The sequence below is a fragment of the Streptomyces sp. NPDC001890 genome, assembly GCF_042891445.1.
In the GTDB taxonomy this organism is placed as follows: domain Bacteria; phylum Actinomycetota; class Actinomycetes; order Streptomycetales; family Streptomycetaceae; genus Streptomyces.
The window spans coordinates 186,275-204,446 of the sequence record NZ_JBIATE010000014.1; the positions used below are offsets into that span (position 1 = coordinate 186,275).

The 18,172-nt window shown below is 68.3% G+C and carries 17 protein-coding genes and 2 pseudogenes; 12 read left to right on the forward strand and 7 right to left on the reverse strand.

The genetic code is table 11. The annotated features are described in order from the left end of the window. Positions 1-270: 270 nt before the first annotated feature. From ACFYY1_RS28500 to ACFYY1_RS28535, 8 genes are all read left to right on the forward strand, one after another. Positions 271-2,247, forward strand: coding sequence for a protein kinase (locus ACFYY1_RS28500; RefSeq protein ID WP_388590682.1), 1,977 nt, complete (start codon positions 271-273; stop codon positions 2,245-2,247). Between the two features lie 372 nt (positions 2,248-2,619). Beyond that, entirely contained in the window at positions 2,620-2,835 is a 216-nt protein-coding gene (locus ACFYY1_RS28505) for a hypothetical protein (RefSeq protein WP_388590684.1), read from the forward strand. Between the two features lie 161 nt (positions 2,836-2,996). Then, positions 2,997-3,551: an isochorismatase family protein gene (locus ACFYY1_RS28510; protein WP_388590685.1), complete on the forward strand. Its 555-nt coding sequence runs from the start codon at positions 2,997-2,999 to the stop codon at positions 3,549-3,551. Between the two features lie 347 nt (positions 3,552-3,898). After that, on the forward strand, positions 3,899-5,296 hold the full coding sequence (locus ACFYY1_RS28515) for a hypothetical protein (protein ID WP_388590686.1): 1,398 nt from the start codon (positions 3,899-3,901) through the stop codon (positions 5,294-5,296). 295 nt (positions 5,297-5,591) lie between these two features. After that, positions 5,592-6,359: an aminoglycoside adenylyltransferase domain-containing protein gene (locus ACFYY1_RS28520; RefSeq protein ID WP_388590688.1), complete on the forward strand. Its 768-nt coding sequence runs from the start codon at positions 5,592-5,594 to the stop codon at positions 6,357-6,359. 941 nt (positions 6,360-7,300) lie between these two features. Beyond that, the gene (locus ACFYY1_RS28525; protein WP_388590690.1) at positions 7,301-7,645 is read left to right on the forward strand and encodes a hypothetical protein; all 345 of its coding nucleotides are present in this window, start codon (positions 7,301-7,303) and stop codon (positions 7,643-7,645) included. Between the two features lie 208 nt (positions 7,646-7,853). Beyond that, positions 7,854-8,786: a transposase family protein gene (locus ACFYY1_RS28530; protein WP_388590692.1), complete on the forward strand. Its 933-nt coding sequence runs from the start codon at positions 7,854-7,856 to the stop codon at positions 8,784-8,786. Then, positions 8,771-9,187 carry a PPOX class F420-dependent oxidoreductase gene (locus tag ACFYY1_RS28535; protein WP_388590694.1) on the forward strand — a complete coding sequence of 139 codons (417 nt, stop codon included), beginning with the start codon at positions 8,771-8,773 and terminating at the stop codon, positions 9,185-9,187. Before ACFYY1_RS28530 ends, ACFYY1_RS28535 begins: the two co-directional genes overlap by 16 nt. 38 nt (positions 9,188-9,225) lie before the next feature. Here the strand turns inward: ACFYY1_RS28535 and ACFYY1_RS28540 are convergent, their stop codons facing one another. Then, positions 9,226-9,477 carry a winged helix-turn-helix domain-containing protein gene (locus ACFYY1_RS28540; protein ID WP_388590696.1) on the reverse strand — a complete coding sequence of 84 codons (252 nt, stop codon included), beginning with the start codon at positions 9,475-9,477 and terminating at the stop codon, positions 9,226-9,228. 145 nt (positions 9,478-9,622) lie between these two features. Between ACFYY1_RS28540 and ACFYY1_RS28545 the strand changes: the two genes are divergently transcribed. Continuing rightward, the gene (locus ACFYY1_RS28545) at positions 9,623-10,153 is read left to right on the forward strand and encodes a GNAT family N-acetyltransferase (RefSeq protein ID WP_388590698.1); all 531 of its coding nucleotides are present in this window, start codon (positions 9,623-9,625) and stop codon (positions 10,151-10,153) included. A gap of 22 nt (positions 10,154-10,175) precedes the next feature. Here ACFYY1_RS28545 and ACFYY1_RS28550 read toward each other — a convergent pair. The 3 genes and pseudogenes from ACFYY1_RS28550 to ACFYY1_RS28560 all read right to left on the reverse strand — a co-directional run bounded on the left by ACFYY1_RS28550 (position 10,176) and on the right by ACFYY1_RS28560 (position 12,640). After that, positions 10,176-11,051 (reverse strand): annotated as a pseudogene (locus ACFYY1_RS28550) (IS5 family transposase). A 518-nt stretch (positions 11,052-11,569) separates the two neighbouring features. After that, positions 11,570-12,160 (reverse strand): annotated as a pseudogene (locus tag ACFYY1_RS28555) (MBL fold metallo-hydrolase); the annotation flags it as partial. 102 nt (positions 12,161-12,262) lie between these two features. Then, positions 12,263-12,640: a VOC family protein gene (locus tag ACFYY1_RS28560; protein WP_388590700.1), complete on the reverse strand. Its 378-nt coding sequence runs from the start codon at positions 12,638-12,640 to the stop codon at positions 12,263-12,265. 421 nt (positions 12,641-13,061) lie between these two features. Here ACFYY1_RS28560 and ACFYY1_RS28565 point away from each other — a divergent pair, with 421 nt between their 5' ends. Beyond that, positions 13,062-13,598 (forward strand): hypothetical protein, encoded by a 537-nt coding sequence (locus ACFYY1_RS28565; protein ID WP_388590702.1) that lies wholly within the window; start codon positions 13,062-13,064, stop codon positions 13,596-13,598. Between the two features lie 85 nt (positions 13,599-13,683). On the opposite strand, the gene ACFYY1_RS28570 is transcribed toward ACFYY1_RS28565, so the two are convergent. Next, positions 13,684-14,889 (reverse strand): NADH:flavin oxidoreductase, encoded by a 1,206-nt coding sequence (locus ACFYY1_RS28570; RefSeq protein WP_388590703.1) that lies wholly within the window; start codon positions 14,887-14,889, stop codon positions 13,684-13,686. A 437-nt stretch (positions 14,890-15,326) separates the two neighbouring features. Then, entirely contained in the window at positions 15,327-15,950 is a 624-nt protein-coding gene (locus ACFYY1_RS28575; protein ID WP_388590705.1) for an NAD(P)-dependent oxidoreductase, read from the reverse strand. Between the two features lie 103 nt (positions 15,951-16,053). On the opposite strand from ACFYY1_RS28575, the gene ACFYY1_RS28580 reads away from it, so the two are divergent. Further along, the gene (locus tag ACFYY1_RS28580; RefSeq protein ID WP_388590706.1) at positions 16,054-16,440 is read left to right on the forward strand and encodes a winged helix-turn-helix transcriptional regulator; all 387 of its coding nucleotides are present in this window, start codon (positions 16,054-16,056) and stop codon (positions 16,438-16,440) included. 115 nt (positions 16,441-16,555) lie between these two features. Next, the gene (locus ACFYY1_RS28585; protein WP_388590708.1) at positions 16,556-16,810 is read left to right on the forward strand and encodes a DUF2283 domain-containing protein; all 255 of its coding nucleotides are present in this window, start codon (positions 16,556-16,558) and stop codon (positions 16,808-16,810) included. Positions 16,811-17,003: 193 nt separating this feature from the next. On the opposite strand, the gene merB is transcribed toward ACFYY1_RS28585, so the two are convergent. Beyond that, positions 17,004-17,711 (reverse strand): organomercurial lyase, encoded by a 708-nt coding sequence (gene merB, locus ACFYY1_RS28590; protein ID WP_388590710.1) that lies wholly within the window; start codon positions 17,709-17,711, stop codon positions 17,004-17,006. Positions 17,712-18,172 lie beyond the last annotated feature (461 nt).

The window sequence follows — 18,172 nt, forward strand, 5'->3', positions numbered from 1 at the left end:
GGAGCTTGCCCGCTTCCTCGCGCGGCCCTGATCGCTTCGTCGACCTGCTGAAGGCGGGGACGAAGGAACCCGCGTGGCCTGCACGCACCGCGGGAGAGCAAGGTGCGGGGGGCAGCCGCAGGGGCCTGCACATGGGGCGGCCACGTCCTTGAGGCTGCTCCAACCGGCCGTTCAGCGTCGGCTCGCCTCGTGTGTGCGGAGAAACGCGGTGCCAGTCGGCTGTCCCGCCGAACGGCTGACTTTCGATCAAGAGTGTCCTACCGTCATCCCGTGTACACGCTATCGCCTGAGGACCCGTCACATATCGGGTCGTACCTGCTCATCGGCCGTCTCGGGGCCGGCGGCATGGGCCGGGTTTACCTGGCCCGTTCCGAGGGCGGCCGTACCGTGGCGGTCAAGGTCGTACACGACGGTTTTGTGCACAACCCCGAGTTCCGGCGGCGGTTCGCTCAGGAAGTCGAGTCCGCGCGCAAGGTCGGCGGGACCTGGACCGCACCTGTCCTCGACGCGGACATCGAGGGCCCGGTGCCCTGGGTCGCAACCGGATACATCCCGGGCCCCGACCTGCACGCCGTGGTGTCGGGGGAGCACGGGCCGCTGCCACTGGCATCGGTGCTCGCCCTCGCCAACGGGCTCGCCCGGGCGCTCGGCGATATCCACGGCGCAGGCCTGGTCCACCGTGATCTGAAGCCGTCCAACGTCCTGCTCACCGTCGACGGGCCGCGCGTCATCGACTTCGGCATTGCGCGTGCCCTGGTGACCCCGGTCGACGGGTTCCTCACCAGGACCGGCGCCGTGATCGGATCGCCGGGCTTCATGTCGCCGGAGCAGGTCCGCGGCGAACCGCGGGTCGCCCCGGCCTCGGACGTCTTCTGTCTGGGTACGGTCCTCCACTACGCAGCCACCGGCCGGACCCCGTTCGGTGCCCTGGACCGTGGGGCGCACGCACTGATGTTCCGCATCGCCGAGGAGGAGGCGGACCTGACCGGTCTGCAGCCCCCGCTGGCCGAACTGGTACGGGACTGCCTGGACAAGGACCCCCGGAACAGGCCCGCAACGGATGAGATCGCCGTCCGTACCGAGCCCTGGTCCCTGGCTGCCCGTCCCGCCTGGCTGCCCGCCGAACTCCTCGCCAGACTCGGCTCCCAGGCGGGCCGTCTCCTGGACCAGGACGCCCCTGGACGGGTGGTCACATCGGCGTCGGTGCTGAAAGCAAGGGCGGAGCCCGAAGCACGGGGGGAATCCGAGCCGGACAGGGAGCCGGAAGCGGAGTTGCTACCAGATCCGGAGTCGCTACCAGGGCCGGAGTCGACTCCCGATCCGAAGCCGGCCCCGGAGCGTTCCCCGGACCCGGAGCCGGATTCGGCGTCGCGGGACAGGACGATGCCGGAGGAGGCGGCGCCGCCCCGTCGGAGACCGAATCGGCTGCGACGGGGGCTTGCGCTTCTCGCCGGGCTGCTCGTCCTCACCGGCGCGGGCGTGGTGCTCGCTCCGGTGCTGGGCGAAGCGGGCACGGGAGGGGACGGCGATCGTACGCCGGAGCGGAAGACGTCGGCGACCCCTTCCGCCGACAACACCTCCAGCTTCGTGGGGACCTGGTCGGGCGAGGTGACGGACGGCACGGAGGAAGGGGTCCAGTTCGTCAGTTTCACGATCGACAAGAGGGACACGGGGATGTGGAACAGTGCGAACTTCGTCCTGCAGTATCCGGCGCGCGTCTGCGTGGGACAGATCCCCGCCGTGGTCGTCGAGGACCGGCACACGGTCGTGACGCATCAGGATCTGGACGCGACCGATCTGGACCAGGGGCCCTCCTGCTCACCGGAAACCCAGACACTCACGCTCACACTCAAGGGCGACGCGTTGGAGTGGCGAGCCGGAAGCATCAAAGCCCTGCTGCGCAGGGACGCCTCGGCGCATCCGAGCAAGGAGGTCCTGCAGACGTACGTGGGGTCATGGACGACCTCGGACACCGATCCGCCGATGAGCCTCGACATCCGACACCTCAAGCCGGGAGCGGAGATCGAGTTCTCCGCGGGCGAGGGCAGCCGCTGGTGCGGTGTGACGGCTGTCGCCACCGTGGTCGCCCGGGACAGGGCCTTCGCCGCCGTGGAGGTCCCCACCCAGCCGGACATGGGCATCTGCCACGGCCACGACACCTTCGACATCCGCCCCGCCGGGAAGGACCGTCTGCGGATTCTCACCCGGCGCGGCGTCCCCTATGTTTTCACTCGCACCAGGGCCTGAGGGGCGCACGACAGGGCAGGGCGACGTCGGCCCGGGCGGATCAGGCCGACGAGGCGTCGGCTCTCGCTGCTCAGCCCCCGTGACGATGCTGAGCCCTTCACCGAACAGTCCAGACCCGCAGCCTTGTTCCGATCGCCCTCTGCGCCTGTCCGGGGCACGACCGTCCAAGGCTCGGCCCCCGTGAGAAGACTGCCGCTCCCCACTCACCCGCTACACGCCGGGGCGCTGACCAATGATGGCCGCCCCGATCTTCGCTGAGCCGGTTGGCTTCGCTCAGTGGGGAAGCGTCGGGTGTCCGGGAAGCTCCACGAGAACGCCCAGGCCGTCACGACCGGCCGGGCGACGGTTGGCCGACCGGTACACTCGCCGACCATGCCCATACCGAGACTCGCATGGACCACCCCGCGCCGCGTGCGAGCCGCCGCCGTCCTGGCTGCGGTTTTCGCATCCGGTTGGTACCTGGGACAACCTGTCAGGCCCCCGCAGTGCGAGGCCCCGATGAAGCCCGTGCGTTACAGCAACTACCTGGCAGCCGATCTGCCCCGAGGCTGCGAGGACAAGCCACGTCTCCTGGCCTGGCTCACCTGAGACGGGCCGCGTTTCGCCTGTCGGCCGGCTCGACGTACTGAGGACATGCCGGGCTCGTACGAGCCGCCGGACCGTGGACGATCACGTTCCTGTCAGTGGCCTGTCCTACTGTAGGGACGACAGCTGATCCATGACGGTGAAGACAATAAACAGGAGTTCCCTTGACGACTCTGCCCGATCGGCCGAACACCGCACTGCTCGTCATCGACGTCCAGGACGGGGTGGTGGCAGGCGCCCATGAACGCGATGGTGTGATCGCGAACATCAACACCCTGGTGAGCAAGGCACGTGTCGAGGACGTGCCCGTCATCTGGGTGCAGCATTCCGACGACGACCTCAAGCGGGACAGCGAGCCCTGGCAGTACGTGCCGGAACTGGTCCGCCGGGATGCGGAGCCTCTCGTCCACAAGCTCTACGGCGACTCGTTCGAGGAAACCGCCTTGGAGGAGTTGCTCGCCGAGCGCGGGGTGGGTCGGCTGGTCGTGACGGGGGCCCAGAGCGACGCGTGCATCCGCTCGACGCTTCACGGGGCCTTCGTCCGCGGGTACGACGTGACACTGGTCGGCGACGCACATACGACGGAGGACCTCACGGAGTACGGTGCTCCGGCCCCGGGCGAGGTGATTGCGCACACCAATCTGTACTGGCAGTGGCAGAGCGCGCCCGGACGCCGCGCGGGGACTGTCGCTACAGCGGAGGTGACGTTCACCGCCTGACTGCCAGAGCGTCAATTCGGTGTCGGAGGGCTCACCCTCGCAGTGGGTGAACACAGCGGTCCCACGGCGGTTCTTTCGGCCGATTGAACAGTTGGTGGTGGGTGATGGTGGGCCGTATGCGCTTCGAGTGACGTGCAGGCATGGGCGTACCCGCGCGCTGCATAACCGCTTCAGCAGTGTCACTCACCAAACCCGTCAATCCGAATTGGCGGAGAACCGGCGAGAGTTCATTCTCCGCCTCCCTTCAGCTGCGCTCTCCTTCTGACGGTCCTGCCGCCCGCCACGAATCACCACCTCGTGGCGCGGTCGGCGGGAATCCGGCAGCGCCGAACAAGAAGGGGAAAGCCGTGACCACACCTCCTCCCGCCCCGATCCGGATCGCACTGGCCAACGGAAGTTTCGAAGAACCTGTCGTCACCGACGTCGAGATCCTGCCTGACGCCTCGCAGACTCAGGCAACCAAGCGGGTCCCTGGGTGGCTCACCACCTCGACCGACCACTTGATCGAACTGTGGCGCTCCGGCTTCAACGGCGTGCCGGCCGCGCACGGCTCCCAGTTCGCCGAACTGAACGCACGCCAGGTGGCCACGCTCTACCAGGACCTGCCGACCACGCCCGGCTCCAAGCTGTACTGGCGGCTGTATCACCGGGGGAGGGCCGGTCAGGACACCATGGCCCTGGACATCGGCGCGCCGGGCGCCGCGGTCGAGCAGCAGCGCTTCACCGACGGCAATACCGCCTGGGGCTACTACACCGGCACCTACACCGTCCCCGCAGGCCAGACGCTGACCCGCTTCGCCTTTCGGTCCGTGTCTGCCGCCGGTGGAAACCAGTCCGTCGGGAACTTCCTGGACGGCGTCTTCTTCGGCACCGCCCCTCACATCGTGCTGACCAAGACCGCCGTTCCCATGGGCCCACTGGAGGTGGGCGACGTCATCACCTATCGGATCACGGCCCGCAACGAAGGAGGCGGCGCGGCCGAGGCGCTCACCGTGACCGATGCCATCCCGGCCGGTACGACGTACCTGCCCGGATCCCTGCGCATCGTCTTCGGCCCGAACGCGGGGCCGAAGACCGACCGGGCCGGCGACGACCAGGCGTACTTCGATCCCCAGGGGAACGAGGTGGTTTTCCATCTGGGCAACGGTGCCTCCGGCACCGAGCCGGGCAGCCTGCCCAGTACCGAGACCCTGCCGGGCGGCACTACGGTGGAATACCGGGCCACCATCGACCGGGCCGGTGCCGGCCGGCAGATCACCAACGTCGCCACCGTCATGTACGAGAACCGCCTCGGACCCAACCCCGAAGCGTTGACCGCGACGTCCAACGAGACGGTCACCGAGGTCAATCCCGCCGCCGACCTGACCGTGGTGAAAGCTGCCGACGCGACCAGCGTCACCGTCGGACAGACCGTGACCTACCGGATCACCGTCCGTAACACCGGGCCGAACCAGGCGACCGGCGTCACCGTCACCGACCGACTCCCGGACAACCTCGCCTTCCTGTCCGCGACGCCCACCCTTGGTACCTACGACCCGGCGTCGGGGCAATGGACCGTCGGGAACCTGGCCGAAGCCGGTGCCGCCACTCTCGTACTGAGGGCGAAAGCCACCGCATCGGGCCGGACCACGAACGTCGCCACCGCCAACGAGCAAGACCCCGATCCCACGAACAACACCGACACAGTCACCATCTGCGTCGAACCCGCCCCCACCTGCTGTGACCCCTGCTCCAACGAGGAGTAGACGAACCGTAGGGCCGCCTGCACCACAAGCGGTGAGCCGCACGTTCACCAAGCCTCCATCCCCATGCCGGCTCCGGCCCTCCAGACACCACGGCCGGGGGTACGCCGCCGCGTTCCCCCGGCCGGAGGAACGGCTCTACGACGGTGGGCCGGGTACCCGAGAAGGCCGCGGAGACCCCGGAGACACACGCGTCATCGACGGCACCGTGGCCGGCAACATGTCCTGGGCTCACGGGCTGCGCCGAGCCCGACTCGACCGTCGTTTGCTCCGAAGAGCCGCCTATAGGCTCTGTTTCGTGGCTACTGATGCGTTTGTGCCCCGAGACGTCGTCCGTTACGTCGCCGAGGTCGCGGCCGCCCTCGCCGGAGTCCGCCCCGACCTGGTCGGCGTCTACTTGCATGGCTCGGCTGTGCTCGGGGGGTTCCATGCCGCCCGCAGCGATGTGGATGTGCTGGCCGTTCTCGCCGAGCCGGGCACCAAGGCCGACCAACAGGCCATGGGCGAGGCGGTGGTAGGAGTCACGGCGCGGTGTCCCGGCACGGGGCTGGAGATGAGCGTCATCACCGAGGCGACCGCGGCCGACCTCGGTTCCTGTCCGTTCGAAGTTCACATCCGAACCACCGCGACCGAGACCGTCGTGATCCCCGGGGCAGGCCATGCCGGTGACACGGACCTGGTCCTGCACAGCGCCGTGTGCCGTGAGCACGCGCTCGCCGTCTGCGGTCCACCGGCCTCCGCGGTCTTCGGCCCGGTTCCCGCCGACAGAGTGGGCGCCGCGATGGTCAGCGAGCTGCGATGGGCGCTGGACCATGCGGCCGCAACGTATGCGGTGCTCAACGCCTGCCGCGCGCTGCGCTTCGCCGATGACGGGCAGCTGTGCTCCAAGCTCGACGGCGGCCGATGGTACCTGACCCGTCATGGAGACAACGCGGTCGTCGCGGCGGCCCTCGCCCACCAACGCGACGGACACACGGGACCGGCGAGAGCCGCCGCCACCGCATTTGTGGCAGCAGCACGCGATCGGCTGGGCCGGCCCGGCCCGGTCCCAGGCCCTCCACGGTAGCCGCTGACGGCGGCCACCACGTGGTGGCGAACGGACCTGAGGGCTGTCCCGCAGATGATCTCCCATGCGGGCGGAGACGTCCTCGAAGCAGGTGGTTCCCGGGCCTTGAGGCGGCTGCGAGGCACCCCGGGTCGGTTCCGGGACAGAGCACTCTCCGCGATCTCCGAGATGCCGAATCAGCGGCGCAAGCCGACACAGCGTCAAGTTCATGCATCAGTACGCCGCGACCGGCAGCACCCGGCCTCCAGCGGCAACCCACAGCCGTCTCCATTGCACCTCGTCGGTGCCGTCACGGGCGCAGCGCCGTCTGCCGACGGCCGGTGAACGGGTCGGGAAGAGTGCGCTCCAGGTACACAGTGTCCAGAGAGGCCACTTGACGCTTCAACTCTGACCGGGCCCGGACAGGCAGCTGTTCCAGGACCTGCTCAAGCACATCGCGCGCATGCCTCGTCGTCAGCAGTCATGGACGTCATTGTGCCAGCCCCCGTGCGCCCTCAGTCAGGAGCCGACGGGACAAGCCCTGGCACGGCGAACGCGGCTTGGGTGAACTGCCGCGTCGGAAGGGAACCGAACACTCACTCCACCAGCTGGTAGGGCTCGCACCGTTTTACCGGTCCCCGGCAGCTGACCCGTTGAGGAACCACCGACCTCGGCAGGTCCCTCTCAGACGCACGATCCTCCGTCATGACCGCTGACCGTCCTGACCGGGAACCGAGTCGCTTGGTGACCGGGCCAGTGCGGCCGAGAGCCCAACTCGCCGATCTCGCACGATGGAATTTCCGTGCGCAGCGCCGGACAGCCCGATTACGGCCTCCCCCGCGATGGGGAGCGGGCTGGCAGTCAGTCCTGCGAGAGCTGGAGCCGTCCGAGGGAGCGCTCATCCTCAGGCCACTCATCGGCTCCTCGGGAACCCCCATGACGCGGCAGGCGTCTCCGTGATCATGAGGGAACGCATTGAAGCACTGAGCGGTATCGGAGTGGCCCTGGTCGGCGGGTTTGCGGGGCTGCTGGGGTGGGCCGCGGACGCCGAACTCCGGGCGCGCGCCGGATTCGCGGCAGGGCCGGACTGGCACGTCCTTTACGCGGAACTCCCGCTGACCGTCCTTGCCGGTGTAGTGGTTGCCCTGGCCGCGTGGTTGTTGCCCCGGCGATGGGGAGTCGGGCCGTCGGTGGCCGGGTACACGGGACGCACCGCACTCCTCGCCTTGGCGCTGGCCGGGTTCTGGTTGGCCGTCGAGGGCTGGTACGCGGGGCTGCCCGAAGCCTTGCCCGATCGTAAACCCTAATGGCCGTCCCGCGATTGATCGCGGGACGGCCGTGACATGACGATGGCTGAGCAGGTTTCTTGAGGTGTGAAGACCAAGCAGGCCCGCGCGGCCATGGCTCATCCTGCCCTGTGCGGCCTCACTCGCCAACATCTCGGCGAGTTGATCGAGAAACTCGCGCCACGCTGGGAAGCACGTTGTGAGGCCGGCCGGCACGAGCGGCGCCGGGGTGGCCGCAGGCGCCAGGCCGGGGCCGGGTAGAAGGTATGAACTCGTCTTCGCCGACCGGGCGTTGATCACCCTGGTTTACCTGCGGACTGGGCTCACCCACGATGCCCTGGCCGCGCTCTACGAAGTGGGATCTTCGACCATCGGCCGTGCCGTCGGCGAGATCCGCTCACTGCTGGCGATGCGCGGGCTCGCCGTGCCCGACCGTTCTGGCCTGCGGCTGCGAACCCTGGAGGACGTCTTCGCCTACGCCGAGGCCGAGGCCGTCACGCTGAGGGTCGACGGCACCGAAACCCAGGTCCGTCGGCCCCCGGCGAACCGTCCCGGAAGGAGTGCCTTCATCTCCGGCAAGCGCAGGCAGAACACCATCAAGACGACCACGATCAGCGACCATCAGGGCCGCACTCTGTGGTCCGGCGCCGAGCGGCCCGGCCGGATGCACGACCAGACCGCTCTGCGCACCGAAGGCCTCGCCGAGCAGCTTCGCTACCGCCTGAGGGTCAAAGCCGAGGTCGACGAGGGTTACCGTGGCCTGGCCAACGAGATCTTCCCGACCAGATCTCGGCGCCGCCGAGGAAACCGAAAACCTCGACGACGCACCGCTGAGCGAGAGGTACGGATGGCGCGAAATGCGCCGCCGCCAGTCCTCCCGCCGGATCTGCGTCGAGCACGCCGACGCCGAACGCAGGCAGTGGCGTCCGCTGCAGCGATACACCGGACGCCGCGAAACCTACGGCGACACTCATCGGGCCATCGCCGGGCTCGTCTCCGACCGCGCAGCCAAGCCCGCCACCCGACGCAAGACGAGCACCGAACTCGTGCCCGTCTGCGCGACGGCCTGTTGAATCACCCACCAGCCGAACCGCCAGACCCACACGCCCCGATCTCGATCGCGGGGCAAGCCGTTAGCCTTCCGACATGTCTATTGAGATGAACCCCACCGTACGCAGCCTTCTCGACTCGACCCACCCCGCCGTCCTGTCCACCCTCAACCCTGACGGCAGCCCACAGAGCTCGGTGGTCTGGGTGAGCCGTGACGGCGGCGAGCTGCTGATCTCCACCGAACAGGGCAGGCGCAAGGAGCGGAACATACTCCGCGACCCACGTGTCGGCCTGACCGTCTTCGACCTGGCCAACCCTGACCTGTACGTGGAGATCCGCGGGACGGCCACCGTTTCCGAGGACGCCGGGCGCGCGGTGGCTGTCCGCATCGCGGAGGAATACCTCGGCCCGGGTGGCGGCAAGGAGTATCTGGAGGCCCCGCCGGAGAGGATCCGAGTGGTTGTCCGTATCACTCCTACCAAGATTCTCGGCAACGCCACCAGAGCCGGTTAGCGGCCGGATTCGGAAGTCCTCCGGGCGCTGGCCGGACCTCAGGTGGCGGAGGCGGCCTTGAGCAGGGTATCGGCGGTGGCGGTGCGGGCGTGGAGGACGGAGCGGCCCGCCCGGTGGGCGCTGACCAGGCCCGCGCCACGTAGTGCGGTCAGGTAGTGCGATACGTCGGCCGGGGACGGTCCGGTGCGGTGTGCCAGCTGTATGGCCCCGGTGTGCAAGTCGTCGAGTACGTGGCCCGCACCGTGCTCGGCGACTTGGTGGGCCCGGTGGAAGACACCGGGGTCCAGCACCGCGCGGATGCGGGCCTGGGCCGTGTATTGAAAGCAGATCTCGATTGTGGATGATCACGCGCCATGAAGTGTGACGCGGTCGCGGGCCGCGGTCCAGCATAAAATGCCTGATCACATGGGGTGTGAGAGTGTTATCGTCGCCCGCATGCCTGAACTGATCCCACCCACCGGTCGACTCCAACCTTCATGGCTCGCGGCGCGTGACGAGTGGTCTCCAGGTGCTCACCAAGCCGGCACTGGCTTGGGTCTCATGCCCGGGGCTGACCTCGACGACCCCGCCGTCTTCTCGACGTGGGTTGAGCAACTGCAGCAGCAGTCGGACAGGTCAGTTGCCCTGAGAGACGGATGGGTCCACGCAACCCACTGGTGGCTCGTCGAGGGCGACAGCTATCTGGGAGCCATCGATCTGCGACACCGCCTGAACGCCTTTCTGCTCCGTAGCGGCGGGCACATCGGCTATAGCATCCGGCCCTCCGCCCGGAGACGGGGCTTGGCCACGTGGGCTCTCGGGGCTGTTCTCCCCGAAGCCCGTGCGCTCGGTCTGGGGCGCGTCCTCATCACATGCGACGACGACAATGTCGCATCGGCGCACACCATCGAGCGCAATGGCGGCGTTCTGGAGGATGTCCGTACCACCGACGAGGGCATCAAGCGCCGTTACTGGATCACTCTGTAGGTAAGCGGTGTGGTGGTGCTGGTTACAGCCACTCGTTGATGGCCGCGACCAGCACGGTCGCCTCGTAGCGGACCGAGAGCTTGTCATATCTGGTGGCCACAGCACGGTTGCGTTTGAGGCGATTGATGCCGCACTCGACCGCGTGGCGCTCGCGGTAGTCGACCGGGTCGAAGCGCGGCGGCCGGCCGCCATGGAAGCCGAGCTTCTGGCGGTTGCGGGCCTGGTCGGCCTTGTCGGGGATGGTGCAGCGGATCCCGCGGCGGCGCAGATAGGCGCGGTTCTTGCGGGAGGCGTACGCCTTGTCGGCCCGCACCCGATCCGGGCGGACGCGTGGCCGGCCCGGCCCGATGCGGGGCACACGGACCTTCTCCAGCACGGGTTCAAACTGTGGCGAGTCCCCGCGCTGCCCAGCGGTCACCACGATCGACGTGGGCTTCTGGCCCTGTTCGACAGCCAGGTGCAGCTTGGTGGTGAACCCGCCGCGCGAGCGTCCCAGCCCGTGATCACGAGGCTCGGTGAACACGCCGCCCGGCGGTTCCATCTGCAGGTCACCTGCTTGCGAGCCCCGGCCGCATGCTGATGGGCGCGGCAGACTGTGGAGTTAACGCTCAGGCCCCACACGATCGCACCTTCCGCGTCGGCCAGGGACTGAAGGCGGGTGAGGACCCTGTGCCATGTGCCGTCCCGCTGCCATCGGCGGAACAGGTCGTAGACCCGACCCCACGGCCCGTACCCGACGGGCACGTCCCGCCACGGAACCCCAGTCCGGACCCGGAACCGTATACCGTCGATCAACTGGCGCCGAGGCCAGGCAGGGCGGCCGCCCCGCCTTCGTGCCCTTCGGCAACAACGGCTCCAGCGCTGCCCACTGCTCGCCTGTGAGATCTCCCCGCCCCATGAGCCGAGATCATTCATCGCTCAAGATCCACTTTTGATACACGGCCTACTGTAGTTGTCATCAGCGAGCCGATGGAGAGCTGGGCGCTCTGACGGTACAAGAACTCCAGGCCAGACGAGGGGCGTCGTACGGTCGTGTGCACTCGCCCGTACTCCTGGCAGGCGCGGGTGTCCGTCCTGGGCGAGCAGATCGTGGGCCGGTGCCGGGGAATTCCTGACTGCGAGGCGAAGAGGACTGCACGGCCCGGGTTCTGCTCGGGGACAGTGACGGCCGTCCCCGCGCCGTTTCGCCGAGAGGCGTTGTGGCCGAAGCCCTCAATGATTGACCGTGGTGTTCCCACCGGAGCGGTAGTGCCGCCGCCACCCCGATCCGCGGAAGAGGGCCCGGCCCTCGCCACCAGGGGAGCCTTGAGCCGCCTGCCCACCAGATGAAGCGCACCCGAGCCGAGGCGGATCCCCGCCCCGCGTCGGCGGACAGGACACGCATGAGCGAGCAACCGGCCGCTATGCCGGATGGCCTCAGCTTCCGGGCTCGGCCGCACTTGCCGCCCCGATGGCGAAAATTGCGCCAGGTGCTGCGTAGTCGACGGGACCGGCGAACCGGGCCGAGGCGCGGGCCACCGCCTGCTGCGGGGTGAGGAATCGACCGACGTGGGTGACGATCAACCGGCCGGCTCCGGCCCCGCTCGCCGTGTTTCCGGTGTCCTCGGGCGTGTGGTGCACCTGGTCACCATCGGCCGGAACCTGGGGGCTCTCGGCCTCGCACAGCAACACATCGCACCCTTGGGCCAGTTGTGTGAGGTTCGCACAGGGTGCGGTGTCGCCGGAATAGACCAGTGAGCGGTCCGCGGCGTCGACGCGTACGGCGAAGGCCGGGACGCCGTGCTCCACTGCCCGGCTGGTCAGCGTGAGCGCGCCGATCTGCGCCCGGTGACCGTCATACAGCTCATGGACGGCGAAGGCGGATTCGACGGGGCTGCGCGACGCGGTGTTGGTGAGGAAGCCGGCCAGCCGGTCGGCGATGCCTGGTGGCCCGTACAGGGGAATCGGCGCGGTGAGTCGGATGTCCGCGAAAAGCGCCGCGTAGTAGGCGGTCAGCAGGTCCGCGCTGCCGCAGGCCATCCATGCCGCGGCCTGCGCTCGCCGTCTCGGCGTCGGCCCGCAGAGCTTGCGACGACGCTCACCGATGGCTGCACGCCTTCGTCGTCCGCCTCAGTCCCGAACGAGGCAGAACGGGTGTCCTGCCGGATCCGCGAAGATGCGCCAACTCCGTATTCCGTCACCCTCGTCGAGCAGCGTCCCGCCCCGATTGATGACGTCCTCCTGGGCCCGGTCCAGGTCCTCGACCGCCAGGTCAAGGTGGAACTGCTGGGGATGAGCGGAGTCAGGCCACTGAGGCGGCCGATAGGCTTCCGTGTGCTGGAAGGCCAGAACGAACCCGCCGTCGGTGTGGAGCGTCGCCCAGCCCTCGCCGAGCGACCACCGTGGATCCGGCCGGTTCACCACACCGCCGAGAAGCGACTGGTAGAACCGGGACAGTTCACCGACATCGGAACAGTCCAACACCACACACTGCAGCTTGGCAATCACGAACGGCAGCGTCTCACGAGGGCTGATCAAGATCTACAGCTCGGGTGCCGGCAGGTGCTCAGCGGCGCGTGAACTTGCATCGGCAGGCACTTCGCAGGTTCGGCTCGGACGCGGCGAAGGACTTCGTGGGGAGGTGCGACGACATCGAAACCGCGGAACGCCGGACGTGCGTGGTCCACCCATCGCCATGCCCGACGCGACCGCCGACTCTCGTCAGCCGCGCCGGCGCCGGGGGAGGGGCGGCATGGGGCCTCGCGCAGTGGCGAACGCGGTCCGGCATCCCTTCGTGAGCCGGCCGACGTCCCGTCCGGGCCGTCCGGGCCGACTGGGCCCGGGAACCGTTCCCCCGGATCCTGCGTGACCTGTTGACGTGTTGTCGGCTGCTGAAGGGGATCGAATGAAAGTACGGACGATGACGAGCGTGGCGGTATCGGCCTGCGTGGCGCTGGTGGCCTGCGCGTGCGGTCCGGAGAAGACGAAGGCGGACACGGAAGGGCAGCCTTCGCAGTCGTCCCCGTCCATGCGGGGAGACGAGACATCGGCCATGCCGTCGGCATCCGCTCGGACGGAGCAGCCGTCGGTCGAGCCGACCGGCGACCGGTCGGCGCCCAGGACGCAGGCCGGCGCGATCCAGCGGTACGAGCAGTATCTCCACGCCCTGGGCCGTGAGGACATCGACACGGTCTGCGAAGTGGCCGGGCCTGGTGCGAAGAAGGCACAGGACGAGGGACTCGGTCCGTGCACATCGACGTTCGCCGTCGTGTTCCAGATGATCTCGCCCACGCAGAAGAAGGCTCTGCAGACCGCGACGGTCGACCCGCAGCGCATCATTGTGAGCACACCCGACAAGATCGACATTCCGGTCGAGGCGATCAGGGCCTCCGTCACCTTCTCCGAGGACGAACTCGGCAATTCCACCCTGGAGTACCTGAAGAACGACTGGTACATCACTGGCTGAATCGTGCCGTCGGCCGTCTCCGTCCCAGCGTCCGGCCGCACCCGACGCGCCCCGTGTCCGGCTGCAGCTCAGGCGGGATGTCGGGTCAACGACGGGGAACAGGTTCCGGATCCACGAGCACGCAGCGGGTGCCGCTGTAGATGGTGGGCATGCAGCGGTTGCAGTGGACGCACAGGGACGTGCTGCTGGTTCCGGACATGTAGCGGTTGACCAGGTCGGGCTCGCGCAGCAGGGCGCGGCCCATGGCCACGAAGTCGAAGCCCTCGGACATGGCCTGCCGTGCGGTGGCGAGGTCGGCGATGCCGCCGAGCAGAATCAGCGGAAGGTCCAGCGCCGCGCGGAATTGGCGGGCCGACTCCAGCAGGTACGCCTCCTGATAGGGGTACTCGATCAGGAAACGCCTGCCGAACGCTCGCACGCCGAGCCGTTGCGGCTGCGGGAAGACGGCGGCGAACTGGGGTAGTGGAGCTTTGCCGCGGAAGAGGTACATCGGATTGAGCAGGGAGCTGCCGGCGGTGAGCTCCAGCGCGTCGATCGTGCCGTCGTCCTGGAGCCACCGAGCGAGCTGAAGACTCTCGTCCAGCCAGATGCCGCCGGGGACACCGTCGTCCATGTTCAGCTTGGCGACGACGGCAATGCGGTCGCCGACCGCGTCGCGCACCGCGCGGGCGGCCCCGCGTGCGACCGAGGCCCGGTTGGCGAGGCTGCCGCCGTACCGGTCCCGGCGCCGGTTGAGCCTGGGGCTGAGGAACGCGCTGGCGAAGTAGTTGTGCCCGAGATGGATCTCCACGGCGTCGAAGCCGGAAGCGACGGCGATCTCCGCAGCCTCACCGTGCGCCCTGATGATCCGGGCGATGTCGGCCTCGGTGGCGGCCTTGGTCGTCCGCATGCTGAGGGGATTGAGCCGGCGGGTGGGGCCGAGCGCCGGGCTGCGGTTGGAAGCGGCGTCGGCGACCGGCCCGGCGTGGCCGATCTGGGCCGACACCGCAGCGCCTTCGGCATGCACGGCGTCCGTCAGGCGGCGCAGACCCGGGCCGGCTTCGGGGCGCATCCAGATCTGGTGACGCTCGGTTCGGCCCTCCGGGGCCACTGCCAGATACGCGACGGTGGTCATGCCCACTCCACCGGCTGCGGGTCTGCGGTGGTACTCGATCAGCTGGTCGGTGACCAGCGCTTTCGGAGTGGCACCCTCGAAGGTCGCTGCTTTGACAATGCGGTTGCGCAAAGTCAGCGGGCCGAGTTTCGCCGGTGCGAGGACATCGGGGACATCACGGGGCGCCGATGTGATCATCAGTCAGACATCCTTTCCGCGCATGCGGACTACGGAACGCATTCCGTATCAGCAACGTCGCAGTGACGGCATATCAGTTCGAGTCGTTCGGGGCTCAGACTGCCGAAAGGCCGGGCTTGTCCGTGCCGCTCCGGGCAGTCGCGTCCTGCAGGAGAGCACAGTCTCCCAGCACTTTCAATCGCGAGTGGGGAATGCGTACTTACCTTTCGGTGCGCTTTCGGTTCGAACGAACAGATGGCCGCGCACTGTCTTGGCCTCACCGGTCTTCCAGGGATACTCGACCTCCCCGATCTCCCCGATCTCCCCGATCTCCCCGATCTCCCCGATCTCCCCGACCTCACCGGACTCGCCGAGGGAACCGGCGGCCGTCGCTCAACCGCAGAAATCCCGCCACTGGAGCGGCATCGCACACTCCGAGCCGTCATGGACCTCGGGTGTCACACCTCCCTCACGCTGACGGCAGCCCGGTGATGGCGGGGCGCCTCGATCTCGTCGATCAGCGCGACCGCCAGGTCCGCGTATGCAATCCGGCTGGCCGGGTCGCCATGCTCGGCGATCCGGTATCGGCCGGTGCGCGTGCCCTCATGGTCGAAGTCACCTGCCGGGGCCAGGTACACCCAGTCCAGGTCGCACCCTCGCAGTTCGTCGAGGCCTGCCGCGTGGCCGAGGGAGAAGGAGCGGTACTCGTTCGGGTAGCCGGGCTCGTCCATCAAGGGGGCACCGGATGAACCGGGCATGACCGATGCGAGCCCGACCACCACGAGGCGGTGCACTCCTGCGTTGGCCAGGCCGGTGGCCAGGGCTCGGGACGACGATGTGAAGAACTCGTGCGGCGGCACGGACAGGTCCGCGGCGGCACTGACGGCGGCGTCATGGCCGGCGGCCGCATGCTCGATGCTCGCCGTGTCCGTGACGTCGCCGGCCACGACCCGCACGTCTGTGAGGTCGCCGTGGCCCGCAGGTTCGCGCACCACCGCGGTGACCTGATGGCCGCGTCGGTGCGCCTCTGCCACCACTTGTCGCCCGGCCCTACCTCCTGCCCCGAAAACCACAATGTTCACGACGAACCGCCTCTCACCAGGGCCGGAGCTCGTGCGCCACGGCCGGTTCCCGGACGCTACCGAAGCCCCCGGTTACCAAGGGGGTACCGGCTAGGGTGAGGCCATGAGGGAACCGTTGCCCGCCGACATGTTCGACGAACTGTGCCCGTCCTCACTCAATCCGATCCGATTCGGCGACAAATGGGCGGCGCTCGTCATCCGCTGTCTTGAGCACGGGCCGCGCCGGTTCTCCGAACTGCGCGTGCCACTGAGCCGCGTCACCCCCAAGGTCCTGACCCAGTCGTTGCGGTCGCTGGAACGAGATGGTCTGGTCAAGCGCACCGTCTACGCCGAGGCCACCCCGCATGTCGAGTACGAACTGACGCCGCTGGGCCGCAGCGTGCTCCGACCGATGGCGGTTGCATGCGCCTGGGCGGAGAAGCACTGGGACGAGCTGCTCGACGCCCGGGAGTCGTACGACGGCACCACTCGCCCTGACCGCATCGGATAGCCAAGCCATTGCCGGTGGTGTCGTAGGGCTGCCACGGGGCGGGTTGCCGGCAAGTGGGGGCAGAGGGGGCAGTATCGAGATCAACCACCAACTGGATCAAGGGAGTCAACTCACCGTGGCAGACATCGAGGTCACCTACGACAAGACCGCTGACGCAGCGTACGTGTACTTCACCGACCCACAGGAAAGGGTGAACTCCGCCCAGATGTATCCCTGCGATCCGGTGGACGTCGACGGCATGATCAACCTCGACTTCGACGAGCAGGGCCGCCTCATCGGCATCGAGGTATTGGCGGCCAGTTCAAAACTGCCCGAACACCTCCTCAAGTCGGCAAGGCGACTGGACACCGAAGACGCCTGTAGCAACTGAGAGCGGTAGCCGGCGCTCCTCGCCCGGCACCGGCTCGGAAAGGGGCTCTGGCGTGCAGAGCAGACGAATTCGTAGTCGTAGTCGTAGTCGTACGTGGTTGTCGTGCTGTTCTCGATATGGAACTCCATGCTCATCGTGAGGGGACAACAGCAGGATCGGGAAGCGGTGTGCATTCGGCAAGCGGCGGGGGAGCTCACTCGGGCAGCCCCCAGAAGGAGCCGTGCAGGCCGACCCGGGCGAAATAGGCAGAGGCGGAGGCGGGGTCACGGCGGGTGTAGCCCGGGTCCAGGCGTCCGGTGTACCAGTCGCCGGCGAAGCTCCACAGGGTGGCCAGATCCATCACGTAGCCGCGCTCCTGGCCCGTCCGCCGCAGCCAGGAGTCGACGCAGCCGGTGGAGCAGAAGAGGCGCTGATTGGCGCAGGTGTGCACGACATCGTCCCAGGCCCGGTGCATGGGGGTGAGGAAGTGGGCCACCTGGTCGCCCTTCGGGGGTGCCTCTCGGCCGACCACCCAGGCGTGCGGAGTGTCGCAGGCCGGGCAGCGGGTGGCGACCAGGACATCGGGCTCGTTCCGGAGCAGGTGGGGCAGGGCGAACGAGTCCCACGCACAGCCGCCCCACCAAAGGGTGTGCGAACCCATGACGGAGAAGCCGAGCGGTACGGACGCGAAGGGGTGGGCCATCACGATCTGGCCACTGTCCTGCGAATCCAGGACCACGTCATGACGCTCGTGAAGGGTACGGAGTTCCTGACGTACCTGGTCCAAGGCGAGCCCGGTGAACGTGGCAAGTTCAGGCACGCTCGGAGCCCGGCCGGTGCGTGCGAATCCGCGGTAGACGGCCAGGCGGACTCTCTCCGTCCTGTCGAGGCTCATCGGTACTGTCGACGTCTTCTCGGTCATTCGTGGAGTTCCTTGGCTGGCTGAGGTGCTGGTGTCCAGCGTGCGCCCTGGAAGCGCGTGGGGGCTTGAACGCTCGTACGCCACAAGGGGGACATGACGTCTGCCGGAGAACGCGCCGCCTACTGGCGGGTACCCGGGCTCGCGCTGAAGGCCGTGGACGCCGGCTTCGCGCAGTACGCATAGCCGATGCATGCCCATGACATGTACTCCCGCCGGACTTGCGGGAGCGGGCGGAACCGGCCGCCATGGCCCGGGTCCGCCGTCCGCTGCGACAGCGATACGCCGAGAACATCGCCGCCAACGAACGGGCTCAGGCGGCCGGATGCAGTTGCTTCGCGCTGTTCCGGGGCTCCCGCGCGACGTACGGCTTCGCTCCCAGTGCCCATCAGAGGGATCTGCGGTTGCGCCGGGCACGTGGGCTCCTGGCCGAGGTTACGGCCCCGGGGTGGGCAGGTGTGATC

Bases quoted from the DNA above. Each gene is read 5' to 3' on its own strand.
- ACFYY1_RS28505 (WP_388590684.1), top strand. From the start codon at position 2,620: ATGCCCATACCGAGACTCGCATGGACCACCCCGCGCCGCGTGCGAGCC.
- ACFYY1_RS28525 (WP_388590690.1), top strand. From the start codon at position 7,301: ATGAGGGAACGCATTGAAGCACTGAGCGGTATCGGAGTGGCCCTGGTC.
- ACFYY1_RS28535 (WP_388590694.1), top strand. From the start codon at position 8,771: ATGTCTATTGAGATGAACCCCACCGTACGCAGCCTTCTCGACTCGACC.
- ACFYY1_RS28545 (WP_388590698.1), top strand. From the start codon at position 9,623: ATGCCTGAACTGATCCCACCCACCGGTCGACTCCAACCTTCATGGCTC.
- ACFYY1_RS28570 (WP_388590703.1), bottom strand. From the start codon at position 14,889: ATGATCACATCGGCGCCCCGTGATGTCCCCGATGTCCTCGCACCGGCG.
- ACFYY1_RS28580 (WP_388590706.1), top strand. From the start codon at position 16,054: ATGAGGGAACCGTTGCCCGCCGACATGTTCGACGAACTGTGCCCGTCC.
- merB (WP_388590710.1), bottom strand. From the start codon at position 17,711: ATGACCGAGAAGACGTCGACAGTACCGATGAGCCTCGACAGGACGGAG.